Annotated in this window: 13 protein-coding genes; 8 read left to right on the top strand and 5 right to left on the bottom strand. The window is 68.6% G+C overall.

All coding sequences use genetic code 11. The annotated features are described in order from the left end of the window. The first annotated feature begins 152 nt into the window (after positions 1-152). Together ACFYPC_RS04755 and ACFYPC_RS04760 are read left to right on the top strand one after the other, a co-directional pair. Complete coding sequence (locus ACFYPC_RS04755; RefSeq protein WP_388670740.1) at positions 153-824, top strand: TetR/AcrR family transcriptional regulator; 672 nt, start codon at positions 153-155, stop codon at positions 822-824. A 218-nt stretch (positions 825-1,042) separates the two neighbouring features. Further along, positions 1,043-1,810 carry a crotonase/enoyl-CoA hydratase family protein gene (locus ACFYPC_RS04760; protein WP_388670743.1) on the top strand — a complete coding sequence of 256 codons (768 nt, stop codon included), beginning with the start codon at positions 1,043-1,045 and terminating at the stop codon, positions 1,808-1,810. Between the two features lie 273 nt (positions 1,811-2,083). Here ACFYPC_RS04760 and ACFYPC_RS04765 read toward each other — a convergent pair whose 3' ends face one another. Then, on the bottom strand, positions 2,084-2,923 hold the full coding sequence (locus tag ACFYPC_RS04765) for an SDR family oxidoreductase (RefSeq protein WP_388670746.1): 840 nt from the start codon (positions 2,921-2,923) through the stop codon (positions 2,084-2,086). A 175-nt stretch (positions 2,924-3,098) separates the two neighbouring features. Here ACFYPC_RS04765 and ACFYPC_RS04770 point away from each other — a divergent pair, with 175 nt between their 5' ends. Genes ACFYPC_RS04770 through ACFYPC_RS04780 form a run of 3 tightly spaced genes read left to right on the top strand, consistent with a single transcriptional unit; the run spans position 3,099 to position 6,301 of the window. Beyond that, positions 3,099-4,256 carry an acyl-CoA dehydrogenase family protein gene (locus ACFYPC_RS04770; protein WP_388670750.1) on the top strand — a complete coding sequence of 386 codons (1,158 nt, stop codon included), beginning with the start codon at positions 3,099-3,101 and terminating at the stop codon, positions 4,254-4,256. 59 nt (positions 4,257-4,315) lie between these two features. Beyond that, positions 4,316-5,074 (top strand): 3-hydroxyacyl-CoA dehydrogenase, encoded by a 759-nt coding sequence (locus tag ACFYPC_RS04775; RefSeq protein WP_388670753.1) that lies wholly within the window; start codon positions 4,316-4,318, stop codon positions 5,072-5,074. 54 nt (positions 5,075-5,128) lie between these two features. Continuing rightward, positions 5,129-6,301, top strand: a complete 1,173-nt coding sequence (locus ACFYPC_RS04780) for a thiolase family protein (protein ID WP_388670756.1) — start codon at positions 5,129-5,131, stop codon at positions 6,299-6,301. Positions 6,302-6,365: 64 nt separating this feature from the next. Here the strand turns inward: ACFYPC_RS04780 and ACFYPC_RS04785 are convergent, their stop codons facing one another. Beyond that, a complete protein-coding gene (locus ACFYPC_RS04785; protein WP_388671999.1) occupies positions 6,366-6,908 on the bottom strand; it encodes a PaaI family thioesterase in 543 nt (180 codons plus the stop codon). 511 nt (positions 6,909-7,419) lie between these two features. Here ACFYPC_RS04785 and ACFYPC_RS04790 point away from each other — a divergent pair. After that, complete coding sequence (locus ACFYPC_RS04790) at positions 7,420-8,973, top strand: long-chain-fatty-acid--CoA ligase (protein WP_388670759.1); 1,554 nt, start codon at positions 7,420-7,422, stop codon at positions 8,971-8,973. Positions 8,974-9,073: 100 nt separating this feature from the next. Here the strand turns inward: ACFYPC_RS04790 and ACFYPC_RS04795 are convergent, their stop codons facing one another. Further along, positions 9,074-9,997 carry an enoyl-CoA hydratase-related protein gene (locus tag ACFYPC_RS04795; RefSeq protein WP_388670762.1) on the bottom strand — a complete coding sequence of 308 codons (924 nt, stop codon included), beginning with the start codon at positions 9,995-9,997 and terminating at the stop codon, positions 9,074-9,076. Positions 9,998-10,307: 310 nt separating this feature from the next. On the opposite strand from ACFYPC_RS04795, the gene ACFYPC_RS04800 reads away from it, so the two are divergent. Then, positions 10,308-10,919: a TetR/AcrR family transcriptional regulator gene (locus ACFYPC_RS04800; RefSeq protein WP_388670765.1), complete on the top strand. Its 612-nt coding sequence runs from the start codon at positions 10,308-10,310 to the stop codon at positions 10,917-10,919. A 27-nt stretch (positions 10,920-10,946) separates the two neighbouring features. Here ACFYPC_RS04800 and ACFYPC_RS04805 read toward each other — a convergent pair whose 3' ends face one another. Then, positions 10,947-11,612 carry a TetR/AcrR family transcriptional regulator gene (locus ACFYPC_RS04805; RefSeq protein ID WP_388670768.1) on the bottom strand — a complete coding sequence of 222 codons (666 nt, stop codon included), beginning with the start codon at positions 11,610-11,612 and terminating at the stop codon, positions 10,947-10,949. Between the two features lie 110 nt (positions 11,613-11,722). Between ACFYPC_RS04805 and ACFYPC_RS04810 the strand changes: the two genes are divergently transcribed. Beyond that, positions 11,723-12,820: a hydroxyneurosporene dehydrogenase gene (locus tag ACFYPC_RS04810; RefSeq protein ID WP_388670771.1), complete on the top strand. Its 1,098-nt coding sequence runs from the start codon at positions 11,723-11,725 to the stop codon at positions 12,818-12,820. A gap of 245 nt (positions 12,821-13,065) precedes the next feature. Here the strand turns inward: ACFYPC_RS04810 and ACFYPC_RS04815 are convergent, their stop codons facing one another. Further along, a complete protein-coding gene (locus ACFYPC_RS04815; RefSeq protein ID WP_388670774.1) occupies positions 13,066-14,067 on the bottom strand; it encodes a GDSL-type esterase/lipase family protein in 1,002 nt (333 codons plus the stop codon). Positions 14,068-14,493: the final 426 nt, after the last annotated feature.

Below are 14,493 nucleotides of genomic sequence, written 5' to 3' on the forward strand. Positions count from 1 at the left end.
GGATGCCCCCTTGACCGACGACAATATCTGACACCCGTCAGGTTATTCGTAATCTGACAGGCGTCAAGTATTTGACCGGGAGGATTCAGGGCTACGTCTAGACTCGGATGCGCGTCGCACCAGGGCCGCGCGAGCATTCGAAGGAGTACGGCATGACGGTTCGGCAGACTCGTGGGCCGGGTCGCCCTTCCGCCTCCGGGCCTGTGCCGCCCTCTGGGGATCAGATCCTGCGGCAGGGGCTTGAGGCCTTCGTGGAACTCGGCTACGACGGTGCGTCCATGCGGGAACTCGCGAACAGGCTCGATGTCAGCCACAACTTCATCAATGACCGCTACGGCTCCAAGCAGGCGTTCTGGCGCGCGGTCGCGGACTATGCACTCGAAGGAGCGACCGGCGTCCTCACGGCGGCGCTGGAATCGAGCGACGACGACGAGGAGCGGCTGACCGCGATCGTCCGCCGCTTCTACCAGGTGGCCGTCCGCATGCCCCAGCTCAACCAGCTCATGCTTGAGGAGTCGCACCTCCGCAGCGAACGCCTGGACTACGTTTTCGAGCGGTACGTCGCTCCGCTCATCTCCAGCATCGAGCCCAGCGTGCGGCGCATGGTTGCGGCGGGCCGGCTCCCCGACATTCCGATGTACCTGCTGTATTCGGCCGTGATCGGACCCGCCGCCGCACTGACGCGTCGCCCCATGGTGGAGCGACTCGGATGGCCGCCGCACCCCGATGAGGCGGAATTGGCCGCCATCGCCGAGGACTTGGCGCGCCTGGCCCTGAACGGACTGCTCGGTCGTCCCGGATCACGGACCGAACCTCCGCACTGAGCCGCGCGATCGGGCGCGTTCAAGACCGGATCCCCGCACGGTCGACCGCCGTACCACCGGTGCCTGGAGTGTGCGGCTGAGGATCGCGGAGGCTGGACAGGAAGCGACCGCTCCTCATAGCTTAACGAATGTTCGATCGCGATGACCGGTCGGCGGACCCGTGTGGTCGGCCACCGTCACGTCATCGGCAACACACCCTCCAGAGCCGGGAGTCCGACATGGCCGACGCAGTACTCGCCGAATTCCGTGAGGACGGTACGACCGTCATCACCATCAACCGTCCCGAGGCGCGCAATGCCATCAACCGCGCGGTGGCCGAGGGCGTCGCGGCGGCCCTCGACGAACTGGACCGCAGGGACGACCAGGTCGTCGGCGTCATCACGGGCGCGGGCGGCTCCTTCTGCTCGGGGATGGACCTCAAGGCATTTCTCGCGGGCGAGGATCCGTCGATCGAGGGCCGGGGTCTCGCCGGGATGACCGAGGCCCCGCCGCGCAAGCCGATGATCGCGGCGGTGGAGGGCTACGCACTCGCGGGCGGCTGCGAGATCATGCTGGCCTGCGACATGGTCGTCGCCGCTCACGATGCCCGATTCGGCATCCCCGAGGTCAAGCGCGGCCTCGTGGCGGCGGCCGGCGGCCTGCTCCGGCTTCCGCAGCGCATCCCGAGTGCGGTGGCCCTGGAGCTGGCCCTCACCGGTGACTTCCTCGACGCTCGGCGTGCCCACACCTACGGCCTCGTCAACCGCGTCACGGAGAAGGGCGGCGCACTGGAAGGCGCCCTGGCGCTGGCTCGGGCCATCGCCGCGAACGGGCCGCTCGCCGTGCGGGCGACCAAGCAGATCATGGCCGAGGCGCCGAACTGGCCCGCCGACCAGGCCTGGGAGCGGATGCGGGAGATCACGCGGCCCGTCTTCGCCTCAGAGGACGCCAAGGAAGGGCCCCGTGCCTTCGCGGAGAAGCGCGCGCCGCGCTGGACCGGCCGCTGAGGCTCGGTGGCTGCGGCACCTGACCGCGCCTCACATGCCGTAAGGGCGGCCGGACCTCGGGAACCGGCCGCCTTTACGGCATCTCCGCGCGGAGTGGCCCAGCCGCCGTTTGCCGGCCGCCGCCTGCTCGGCCTCCCGGTTGCCCGGTTGCTCGGCCTCCCGGCTCCCGGCCTCCCGGCTTCCCGGCCTGCTCGGCCTGCTCGGCTTCCCGGCTTCCCGGCCGCGCCGAGTGGCCCGGCCACCCGCGCGTCGGTCGGAGAAAGGCCTCGTCGATCAGAGAAAGAGGTCCCTGTGCAGCGGTTCCGTGCTCGCCGGGTTCGCCCGGTATCCGTCGAACCCGGCGACGCCGGACTCGCGCAGCACCTCCTCGTCGACGAACGTCTGCCCGGTCGTCTGTCCCGCGGGACGGCTGAGGATCTCGTACGCGGCGTCCGCCATGATGCCCGGCGTGCGGCTGCAGTTGACGGTGTCCTCCCCGCCGCCCATGTTGAGGGTCGCGGCGGTGACGATCGTGGTGGCCGGCCACAGGCAGTTGGCGGAGAGGGCGCTGCCCCGGTGCTGTTCCGCGATACCCAGGGTCAGCATGGTCATGCCGTACTTGCTGACGGTGTACGGCGCATGGTCACGCAGCCAGCGCCGGTCCGGGTTGAGCGGCGGCGACAGGGTGAGGATCTGCGCGTGCGAGGACTCGCGGAGGTGGGGCAGGGCGAGGGAGCTGAGCAGGAAGGTGCCGCGGACGTTGATGTCCATCATCAAGTCGTAGCGTTTGAGCGGTAGTTCGCCGGAACTGAGCAGCGCGATGGCGGACGCGTTGTTGAGGACCACGTCTATGCCGCCGAAGCGTTCGACGGTGGCTTGTACGGCGCGGCGCACATCCTCCGCCTCGCGTACGTCTCCGACGATCCCCAGGGCCTTGCCCCCGGCCGCCTCGATCTCCGCGGCAGCCGTGTGCACGGTGCCGGGCAGTCTGGGGTCGGGTGTGTCGGTCTTGGCGAGCAGAGCGATGTTCGCGCCGTCCCGGGCGGCACGCAGGGCGATGGCCAGCCCGATGCCGCGGCTGCCGCCCGACATCAGCATGGTGCGCCCGGCAAGGCGGGACTGTGCTCCGGTCATGGGAAGGAGGTCCTTTCGGCGGCGGGCCGTCGACGGGCCCGCGTGAAGCAGGTCACCTGTCCGGGACGTGGACAGGTCCTGCGCTGCGGATTACCTTAACGATCGTTCGACAAGATATCTGCGATGTAGGCCACACCGGCCGAGCAGAACGAGGCAAGAACGAGAAGAGGCTGCCGTGCGCCGTACGGTGTTCAACGACGATCACGAGGCATTCCGCGCGACGCTTCGCGACTTCATCGAGAAGGAAGTCGTGCCCGTCCATCATGAGTGGGAGAAGGAAGGGCACCCGCCGCGCGACTTCTACCGAAAGCTCGGCGAGCTCGGCGTGCTCGGTATCGAGGTGCCGCAGGAGTTCGGCGGCGCGGGAGAGAGCAGTTTCAAGTATCACGCGGTGGTGACAGAGGAGTTGACCCGCGCCGGCGTCTCGTTCGGCAGCTACTCGGTACACGCCCATCTGATCCTTCCGTACCTGATGGCGTACGCCACCGAGGAGCAGAAGAAGCGCTGGCTGCCCGGCTTCGTGAGCGGCGACATCATGACCGCCATCGCGATGACCGAGCCGAGTACCGGCTCCGACCTCGCGAACATCAGTACCCGCGCCACGCTGTCGGCGGACGGGAAGCACTACCTCCTCAACGGCGCCAAGACCTTCATCACCGGCGGTGTCCTCGCCGATCTGATCCTGGTCGTCGTACGCACCACGCCGTTCAACCCCGAGGACCGCCGGGCGGGGCTGTCCATCCTGTGCGTGGAGACCGCGTCGGAGGGCTTCACGGTCGGCCGCAAGCTCGACAAGATCGGGCTGAAGACCACCGACACCGCTGAACTCTCGTTCATCGACGTCAAGGTGCCCGCCGAGAACCTGCTCGGCGAGGAGGGCGAGGCCTTCTCCTACCTCTCGCACAACCTCGCCCGGGAACGCCTGACCATCGCGCTGGGCAGCGCCGCCGCGGCCGAGGCCGCGCTCATGCACGCCATCGCCTACGTCAGGGACCGCACGGTCTTCGGCCGGCCCGTCGCCTCCTTCCAGAACACCAAGTTCGTACTCGCCGAGTGTGTCACCGAGACCGAGGCGGCCCGTCTGTTCGCCGACCGCGCGCTCGACCTCCTCGACGCCGGTGAGCTCACCATCGCGGACGCCGCGAAGGCGAAGCTGTTCTGCACCGAGGTCGCGGACCGCGTGATCGACAAGTGCCTCCAGCTGCATGGGGGTTACGGCTACATCACCGAGTACCCGATCGCCCGCCTGTACGCGGACGCCCGTGTCTCGCGCATCTACGGCGGTACCAGCGAAGTCATGAAGATCGTCATCGCCAAGTCGCTCGGCCTCTGAGGCTCCGCCAACTCGCAGACCCCAGACCCCAGACCCCAGACTTCAAGAGAGGGAATTTCATGCGGATCGACAACACCTCCTCCGCCCTGATCACCGGCGGTGCCTCGGGCCTTGGCCGGGCAACCGCCGAGCTCCTCGCGGCGCGCGGTGCGCACGTCGTCATCTTCGACCTGCCCTCCTCGGACGGCGAGGCCGTCGCCAAGGACCTCGGCGCGACCTTCGTCCCTGGTGACGTCACCAGCGAGGCAGACGCCTCGGCCGCCGTGGCTGCCGCCGTCGCACGCGGACCGCTGCGCATCACCGTCAACTGCGCGGGCATCGGCGACGCCCAGCGCACGGCCGGCAAGGACGGCCCGTACCCCCTGGACAAGTTCCGCAAGATCGTCGAGGTGAACCTGATCGGCACGTTCAACGTGATCCGCCTCGCCGCCCAGGAGATGAGCGGCAACGAGCCCTATGACGGCGACCGAGGCGTCATCGTCAACACCGCGTCCGTGGCGGCCTTCGACGGACAGATCGGGCAGTGCTCGTACTCCGCCTCGAAGGCCGCCATCGTCGGCATGACCCTGCCCATCGCCCGCGACCTCGCGAAGGCGAACATCCGCGTGACGACCATTGCGCCGGGCCTGTTCGAGACCCCACTGCTCGGCCAACTGCCGCAGGCGGCCCGTGACTCGCTGGGCGCACAGGTCCCGCACCCGAGCCGCCTGGGCCGGCCGGCCGAGTACGCGCAGCTCGTCGAGGCGATCGTCACCAACCCCATGCTGAACGGCGAGACCATCCGGCTGGACGGCGCCATCCGCATGGCCCCGAAGTAGGCCCCACCGTGTTCACCTTCGCCATGCCTCTTCGTACGAGCAGGAGTTCCCCTGATGCGTGACGCAGTCATCGTCGACGCCGTTCGCACCCCGGTCGGCAAGGGCAAGCCGGGTGGCGCCCTGTCCGGCATCCACCCCGTGGACCTGTCCGCCCATGTCCTCAAGGCCCTCGCCGAGCGCAACGATCTCGCCCCGGTCACCGTCGACGACGTCATCTGGGGCTGTGTGTCCCAGGCCGGCGAGCAGGCCGCAGGCGTCGGCCGGTACGCGGTCCTCGCCGCGGGCTGGCCGGAGAGCGTGCCCGGCCTGACCATCGACCGCCAGTGCGGTTCCTCGCAGCAGGCCGTGCACCAGGCGGCAGCCGGCATCATCGCCGGGCAGTACGACATCGCCGTCGCCGGCGGCGTCGAGATGATGTCCCGGGTACCGATGGGCGCCAGTGGCGCGGACGGCCGCTTCGGCAAGCCGTACGGCCCCTTGGTCGCCGAACGCTACGACAACTACCGGTTCGACCAGGGCATCGGCGCCGAGATGATCGCCGAGGAGTTCGGGCTCAGCCGCGCGGAACTGGACCGGCACGCCCTCGACTCGCACGCCCGCGCCGCCCGCGCCATCGACGAGGGCCGCTTCAAGGAGCAGATCACCCCGGTCACCGTCACCGGGGCGGACGGCGTCGAACGCGTCCTCGACACGGACGAGGGCGTCCGCCGAGGCGGCACCCTTGAAGCCCTGGGAAACCTGAAGACCCCGTTCAAGGAGAACGGTGTCATCTCCGCGGGCAACGCCTCGCAGATCTCCGACGGTGCCGCCGCGCTGCTCATCACCACCAGCGAGGTCGCCGCGCGCCACGGCTGGACACCGATAGCCCGCTTTCACACGGGAGTTGTCACGGGCGTCGACCCGATCACGATGCTCAAGGGCCCGATCCCGGCGACGGCGAAGGTCCTCGAGCGCTCCGGTCTGACCATGGGTGACATCGGCGCGTACGAGATCAACGAGGCGTTCGCCTCGGTCTCGCTCGGCTGGCAGCGGCAGACCGGCGCCGACTACGAGCGGATGAACCCCAACGGCGGTGCGATGGCCCTCGGCCACCCGCTCGGAGCCTCCGGCGCCCGGCTGATGACGACCCTCGTGCACCACATGAAGGACAGCGGCATCCGCTACGGCCTGCAGGCGATGTGCGAGGGCGGCGGCATGGCCAACGCGACCATCCTCGAACTGCTCTGATCCACCTCCGCGAGGGCGGGCCCTGTCGGGCCCGCCCCACACCGTGACAGGAGCCGCCCGGGCGTCATTCGGTGCCGCCCGCCCGCGAGGCCTGTTCGAGGAGCTTCCGGTTGGGTGTGAACGCGCAGGTCGCCTGTGCGCACAGCCGGCCCGTCGCATCGGTGATCTCCGCGCGGACCAGAGTGCGTGTGGCACCGCTCTGTTGTACGGAGCCGGCGGCCGTGTAGGTCTCGCCCGCCAGCAGGGGCCGCAGGTAGTCCACGTTCAGACTCATCGTGAGGTACGGAGTCGCCGGGTTGCTGAGGCTGATGGCCGTGACACCGCACACCTCGTCGAAGGCGGCGGCGATGTAGCCGCCGTGCACGACTCCCGCGGGGTTGCGCACCGCGTCGGACGGTGTCCAGACGAGCTCGACCTGCCCCTTCTCCACCTCGGAGAACCGCAGGCCGAGATGGGCGTGGAGGGGGTGGGGAGGAGAGTCGGCGAGGGCACGGATCCGATCGAGCCCGGTGCCCGTTCCCCAAGTGAAATCGCTGATGATGGCCGGCTCCTCACACGTCGCATCCGCAGGCCGGCGCCCCGCCAGGGCGAAGACCCGCGCATTGATTCAGCGAATATAACTTATCGATCGTTCGAGTGGGAGGTGGGTGGCGATCCGGGACGACGAGGGGTCGGAAGCTGTCGTCGAGGAGCGACTGATGCCCCTCACCAGGTAATCGGAGCAGCTACGGAAGAGCGCCCGCCCTGCTCGGGAGCCGTACGGCGGGACTGCAGATTCCCTCTCATCCCACCTGACTTATCCAGAACGTTCGTTCAACCCATTGACAGGGGGAACCCCGCGGACGATTCTCGTTCCCGTCATCACGGATGACCGTTTGTTCATGACCGTTTGTTCGTGGCTGCGGGTCATGACTGCGGGTCATGTCGGCGGGTCATGTCGGCGGGTCAGGGACGGCCCCAGCCAGGCATGCGTCCGTGCGGCGCTACCGCTGCCAGGTCCTGAGCACGGTGTCCGTCCTGAGCCGCCACCCGGTGTCCGCTGCCGCGTACGTCCGGCACCGCACCCAGCACCTCCCCACCTCAAGCCCCTTGCCGAAGATGGATGTTGGAGGGATCTCATGGGCCCGTTCCTGCCCGATTCTGTTCGCCGCCACGCGGTGCTGCGCCCGGACGCACCGGCCGTCACCGAAGCCGGGCAGACCCTGTCCTACGCGTCACTGGACGCACGCAGCAACAAGATCGCCCAAGCCCTGCTCGCCGCCGGTCTGCAGACCGGGTCGCGGGTGGGCTTCCTGGTGCGCCCGGGCCGGATGTCGGCGGAACTGCTGCTTGCCTGCGCCAAGGCCGGGCTGGTCGCGACCCCGCTGAACTGGCGCCTGGCCGAACCCGAGCTCGTCGCTGTCGCGCGCGACGCGGAGCTCAAAATGGTCATCACGCAGGAGGAGTTCGAGACCGGCGCGCGTGCCGCGATGCCGGAACTGCCGCTGGTCACCACCGGGAAAGCCGGACCCGGTGAGTATGCGTACGAGCCCTGGCTGGACGCCGCACCCGCCGACGACCCTGGGCGAGGCGGCCAGGCCGACGCGGACACGGTCTTCCTGCAGCTCTACACCTCGGGGACCACCGGTCTGCCCAAGGGCGTCCAGATGACCCTGTCGAACATGTACGCCGGGGAGCGCGAGACCGCAGAGGTGGGCTGGAGCGAGGAGAGCGTCTCACTGAACGTGCTGCCCGTCTTCCACGTCGCGGGGACCGGCTGGTTGACCGCCGCGCTCAGCGCCGGCGCCCATACCGTGACGCTGCCCGAACTGGTCCCCCAGCAGGTCGTCGACGTGCTGGAGAGCGAACGCGTCACGCACGTCCTGTTCGTCCCCGCCGTGCTGCAACTGCTCATACAGGTGCCCGGCATCCGCGAACGGGACCTCTCGGCACTGCAGTTGATCGTGTACGGCGCCTCGCCCATCACGCCTGCGCTGCTGCGCCGTTCCATGGAGATCTTCGGCTGCGACTTCTGTCAGAGGTACGGGCAGACGGAGACGACCGGCTCCGTCACCCGGTTGCTGCCCGCCGACCACGACCCCGACGGTCCGCGCGCGCATCTCCTGCGCTCGGCCGGCAACGCCTGCCCCGACACCGATCTCGCCATCGCCGACCTGGTCACGGGCAAGCCGGTCCCGGCGGGCACGGTGGGGGAGATCCTGACCCGCTCCCACCACGTCACCCCCGGCTACTGGCAGCGGCCCGACGAGAACGAGAAGCTGTTCACGCAGGAGGGCTGGCTGCGCACCGGGGACGCCGGGTACCTCGACGAGGAGGGCTATCTGTTCATCACCGACCGGATCAAGGACATGGTGATCACCGGCGGTGAGAACGTGTACCCCATCGAGGTGGAGTCGGCGCTCGCCGAGCACCCGGCCGTCTGCGACGTCGCCGTCTTCGGCACGCCCGACGAGCAGTGGGGCGAAGCGGTCACCGCCGCGATCGTCCTGAACGCCGGCGCCGGTGACACCGGCGAGGACGAGCTGATCGACTTCACCCGGGCCAGGATCGCGTCGTACAAGAGCCCCCGCATCATCCACTTCGTGGACGAACTGCCGCGCAACCCCAGCGGCAAGGTCCTCAAGCACGTGCTGAAGGAAGGCCTGTCGGGCGGGGGTTCAGGTACGCGCTGACGGCGGTCGACCCGGCCCGGGCCGCCCCGCGCGGCGGATTCCGGGCCGACGCCGACCCGTACCGGGCAGCCGTCGCGCACGCGGGGAGCGGCCGGCCCCCTCAGCCGCGCGCCTGCTCGCCCCCTCGCCAGGGCAGGTAGTCCGGCAGGTCCTCCGGCACTCGCCCGGGGAAATTCGGCTCCCGCCGCTCGAAGAACGACTGCACGCCCTCCAGCGCGTCCGGCCCGCGCAGTGTGTCGAAGACCAGCCGGGAGTCGAGCCGGTGGGTCTCCTCGGGGGAATCGGCCCACGCCATGCGGTACACCATCTGCCGGATGAGCGCGACGGACACCGGGGCGGTGTGCGCGACCAGCTCGGCGGCGAGGTCGTACGCAGCGTCGAGGACCTTGTCGGGGTCGTGCAGGCTGTTGACGAGGCCTGTCCGCAATGCCTCGTCCGCCGCGACGATCCGCCCCGACACAAGCCAGTCCAAGGCCGGGCCCGTGCCCACCAGCCTCGGCAGGAACCACACCGACGCACCCTCCGGCACGATGCCGCGACGGCTGAAGGGGAAGCCGAACTTGCAGTCGACGGAGGCAAGCCGGTAGTCGGCGGGCAGCAGCATCGTCGAGCCGACACCTACGGCCGCGCCACGCACCGCCGCGATCACCGGCTTGTTCATCGCGTACAGCACCCGGGTCACGAGCCCCGCGGGCTCCTGGTACGTGCCCGCCGCGACCTCGGCGAGCGTCCGCTCGTCGTCGCTTGTCGAGAAGCTCCGCTCCTTTCCCTCTGCACCCTCGCCTGCCGCAAGGTCCGCGCCGACGCAGAAGTTCCGTCCCGCACCCGTCAGTACGACCACGCGTACAGCCGGGTCGGCCTCGGCGGCGCACAGCGCGGAAGCGATTTCCTCGGCCATCCGCAGGGTGTAGCCGTTGCGTGCCTCGGGCCGGTTGAGAGTGACGGTGGCGACGCGGTCCGTGACGGCGTACGTGATCTGCTCGTAGGGGTCCGGTGTGCTCGGTTCACTGTGCTGTTCGCTCACGGTGCACCTTCCGTGTGTTGGGGTCACGCCGTCGGCGCGCAGGGCGGACCGTACGAGGTCGAGTGGATTTGAACGAACGTTAGCTAAGTGAGGATGAGCCCACAAGGGACTTGGCGATGCAGGACACCGTCCTCGTGCCTCGGCAGGGCGGACCGACATCGGCGTATGGCGGCGTGGCGCGGGGGTATTGGATCCATCGTGGGTGTATTTGCCGCTGATCGTGCGGCTGTAGCATCGGAGGAATCGGCGCCACTGTTCGAATGATCGGTCAGTTTCCGGAGCCGGGACCGTGACGGAGATTGGAGAAACCGTGCCCGCTCGACCCGCAGGCCAGAGAGCCATCATCGGGGCAGCTCGCCAGGAGTTCTCCGAGCAGGGGTACGGGGCGACGTCGATCCGCGACATCGCCCAACGGGCCGGAGTGAGCCTCTCCGCTCTGTACTACTACTACAAGGGCAAGCAGGAGCTGCTCGTCGCCATCCTCGACGAGGGGCTCGATGCCTACTTCGACGCTTGTGACGCAGCCCTGGCGGGCGTCGGGGACGACCCGGCGGAACGTCTGGAGGCGCTTGTCTCCGCGAGCGTACGGTTCCGTACGGACCATCCCGTCCAGAGCACCATCGTCCTGACCGAGGGGCGCAGCCTGGAGCCCGAGCACCTCGAGCGCTACCGCAAGAACGAGGAGCGTGCCTCGCAGCAGTTCCGGGAGGTCATCGAACGCGGGGTCGCCGAAGGGATCTTCCTCACTCCCTACCCCGACGATGCCCGGCGTGCCGTGATCGCCATGTGCAACGCCATCGCCCAGTGGTACCGGGCGGACGGCCCGGTGGATGTGGACGAACTCGTCGAGCGCTACGTGTCGTTGGCGCTGGTCGTCGTCGAGTACCGCCCGCGCACGGCGAGGCGAGGGGCGCGGGGCTGACTGACGTACGAAGGCGTGCGCGGGCTTCTACCGGTCGGCGGCCGGGTGGGCTGCGGTCAGACCACCGATGAGGATGTCGGCGACGGTTTCGGCGTGGCGGCGGACGGTCTCCTGGTCGGGATGTTCGGGTGCGCCGAGGAGCCTGGCCTCCACGGGGTTGGTGAAGGGTCCGCCGCCGCCCTGGCCCACCAGGTAGTGCAGCGTGGTGTAGGGCACGGGGCGGATGCGCCCCGCCTCGACGAGCCGGCCTAACCGGCGCTCGATGCCCGGGCGCAGCGGATCGAGGAAATGCTCCACGACGAACCGCACGCGCGGGCTGTCGGTCGCGCCCTCGTGGTTCATGATCCGTCCCACCTGCGGGCACGCGGCCGAGAACAGCACCAGTTCGACGACGGTGCGCCGCAGTGCTTCCAGATCGTCCACGTCACCCGAATCGCCGATCGCGCGCAGGGTGCGCCGGGTGTGGGCCAGCGCATGCTCCATCGCCGCGAACCACAACTTCTCCTTGGAGCCGAAGCGCGCGGTGAGCAGGGCGTGGCTCACGTCGAGGCGCCGGGCCAGCTCGCGTACGGAAGTCCCGTCGTAGCCCTTCTCGGCGAACGCCTCCAAGGCGCCCTGGAGCAGCGTGGACTGGTCGGGCTCGTCGCCGGCGTGGGGGCGGCCGCGCCTCCTGGAGAGCTTCGGCTTGGTCACTGCTTGCCTCGTTTGTCCGATTCGAGTGGTGGATGCATACTCGGACAAGTAAATGTCCGTCTGGCAATTTCTGCCACGGTGACACCCTCGCCCAAGGATTCGGTGATCCTGTGTTCCGTACCAATTCCGGCGTCCTGCCCACCCGCCTGGCCGGCAGGCCCGAGGACTACGCGCGCCTGGGCATCGAACCCCGCGCGATCAAACCGTTCGAGGACGGTATGCGCACCGACGGACTGCCGGGATCCTTCGAGTGGTGGTACTTCGACGCGCACCTCGCGGACGGAGCGAAGCTGGTGGTGGTCTTCTACACGAAGGACGCCGTCAGTGGCCTCGGCACCCAGCTGGCTCCGCAGGTTCGTATCGACCTGACGCTGCCCGACGGCACCACGACGGCCAAGGTCGCCGAACTCGACCCGAAGACCTTCTCGGCGTCATCCACGTCCTGCGATGTGCGCATCGGTGAGAACAGCTTTGCCGGCGACCTGCACACGTACACCATCAAGGCCCGTATCGAGGAGGTCTCGGTCGAGGTCACGCTCACCGGAGAGGTGCCCGCCTGGCGCCCGGAGACCGGGTACTGGCTCTTCGGCGCCGACGACGAGCGCTACTTCGCCTGGCTCCCCTCGGTCCCCCAGGGGCACGTCGAGGCGACCTACAGCGTCGGCGGCGACAGTCACACCACCAGCGGCGTCGGCTACCACGACCACAACTGGGGCAACGCCTCCATGGTCGACCTCATGCACCACTGGTACTGGGCGCGCGGCGCGGCGGGCCCCTACTCGGTGATCGCCTCGTACATCACCGCACACGAGCACTACGGGTACACCGAACTGCCCGTGTTCATGCTGGCCCGCGACGGGAAGCTCATCGCTGACGACGCCGCGAAGGTCACCTTCGAGGAGCTCGGACGCTATACCGACACCGAGACCGGCAAGCCGGTGGGCAACGTCACCCGCTATACCTACACAGCCGACGACGAACGCTATGTCGTCACCTTCAGCCGCCACTTCGACATCGCCAGCGAGAAGTTCGTCGACCAGCTCAAGGGGCCGAAGAAGGCCGCCGCGAAACTGGTCGGTTTCGACGGCGCGTACCTGCGCTTCACCGGCGAACTCCGGATCGAGCACTACCAGGGCGAGAAGCTGGTGGACGTGCACAGCGACGACGCGCTGTGGGAGCTCATGTACTTCGGCAAGGCCCGCCCCTGAACCGAGGCCATGATCTCCTTGGACCTGCTGCGCAGGTCACGCTGAGTGATCCCAGGCTGCGCGCTCATACACTCTTGATACCCCGCTGATGCCACACGGTGCCGCGAGGTAGCACACCCAGTGCGCGCCCTTGAAAGGACCGGCACGTGAACCGGTCCTTCCAGGGTCCGCTCACAGCCGGCCGGGCGTCCCGCCTGCGTCCTCCGCCGTCACGTAGTTGCCGTCGGCGTGGGCACGAAGGCTGATCACTGGGTGGTGGCCGCGGAGAACAGATCCAGGTTCACCGCATTCGCGATCGCCTGCAGACCTGCTTCGTTCGGGTGCAGATGGTCGCCACTGTCGTAGGCGGCCAGCAACCGGGTCGGGGCGGCCGGGTCGTGCGTCGCCGCGTCCTGATCGACCACGCCGTCACAGCCGCTGCCCGAGCCGCGCACGAAAGCATTGAATGCGCCACGCGCCGTCTCGCCCTGCTGGGTCCAGTAGGCCGCACCTTGATAGGGCGTCAGGGTGGAGCAGAGGAACTTCATACCGTTCTGATGGGCACTTGAGATGAGCTGCTGCAGGCCCGCGATGAGCTCGCTGGAGCTTGGCGGCGGAATGGACGAGCCCAGGTCGTTGAGCGGATCGTCAGAGAAGATCACCCACGCGACTCCCGGCTGAGCGAGCACGTCCCGGGAGAATCGATGTATGGCGCTCTGGCTCGTACCGTCGACCAGCAGCCGGTTGCCGCTGATTCCCTGGTTCAGCACGCCGATGGTGCGGCCGGAGTTCGCCAGCCGAACGGCCAGGTCGTTGGGCCAGCGCCGGTTCGAGTCCGTCGAGGACCCAACGCCATTGGTGAGGGAAGCCCCGAGCGTCGCTATGGCCCCCTGCGCCGCGGAGTTCACCACGTCCAGGTTCGCCAGGAAGTAGTAGCTCTCGGTGGTCTGCGCGCCCGGCAGGCTGGTGTTGCCGCTGACGTCACCCGACGCGATGTAGTTGGTCACGGCTCCTTGCTGGTGATTCGTCGACGGACCCGTCGCTTGCGGCAGGTAGAAGCTGATCGCGACGTCCGAGAGTGCGGGGACGGTAAAGGCGACCGTGTCGCTGACGGCCAGTCCGCCGGCCGGGATCGTCGTCGAGGTCTGACCGCCGAAGGTGACCGTGCGGTCGGTGCCGGAGGTGATCGTGGCACCAGAGGAGCGCAGCGCGACGTGCACGTCTGCGATCACCAGCGGTTGGGAGCCGAAGGCGTTGGACAGTTCCACGCGCGCGGAGGTTCCTCCGATGCTGGTGTGCACGATCTGTCTCAGCGTCTGCTGGTTGAAGGATGCGCCGCCGCTCTGCGGGGAGGCTGACCAGGTACCCGTCCACGATGCGCTCGCGGCAGTGCCGCTCGTCGCGGCAGTGTGTGATCCCATCGCGGACGCCGGCTCTCGGGAGGACGTCGCGAGTGACAGCCCGGCGGCCAACACCACACACATGACGGCGAGCAGACGGCTTCTCGTTCTTGCCCCGAACGCGAACGCGCGGCGGGGTGGAGCCAGAGGGCTGAGCCGACCGCGCCCGAACCGGTCCGCCCGATGTATCCACCCCCGGAAAGACGCTCCGATATTGAATTCATTCACCATGAGTCCGCCAAGAGTTGTCAGAGAGGTACCTTTTTTCGAGGTCTGGCTGGGCGGCGCGGTCGG

This window comes from Streptomyces sp. NPDC005808, from assembly GCF_042871385.1.
GTDB lineage: Bacteria > Actinomycetota > Actinomycetes > Streptomycetales > Streptomycetaceae > Streptomyces.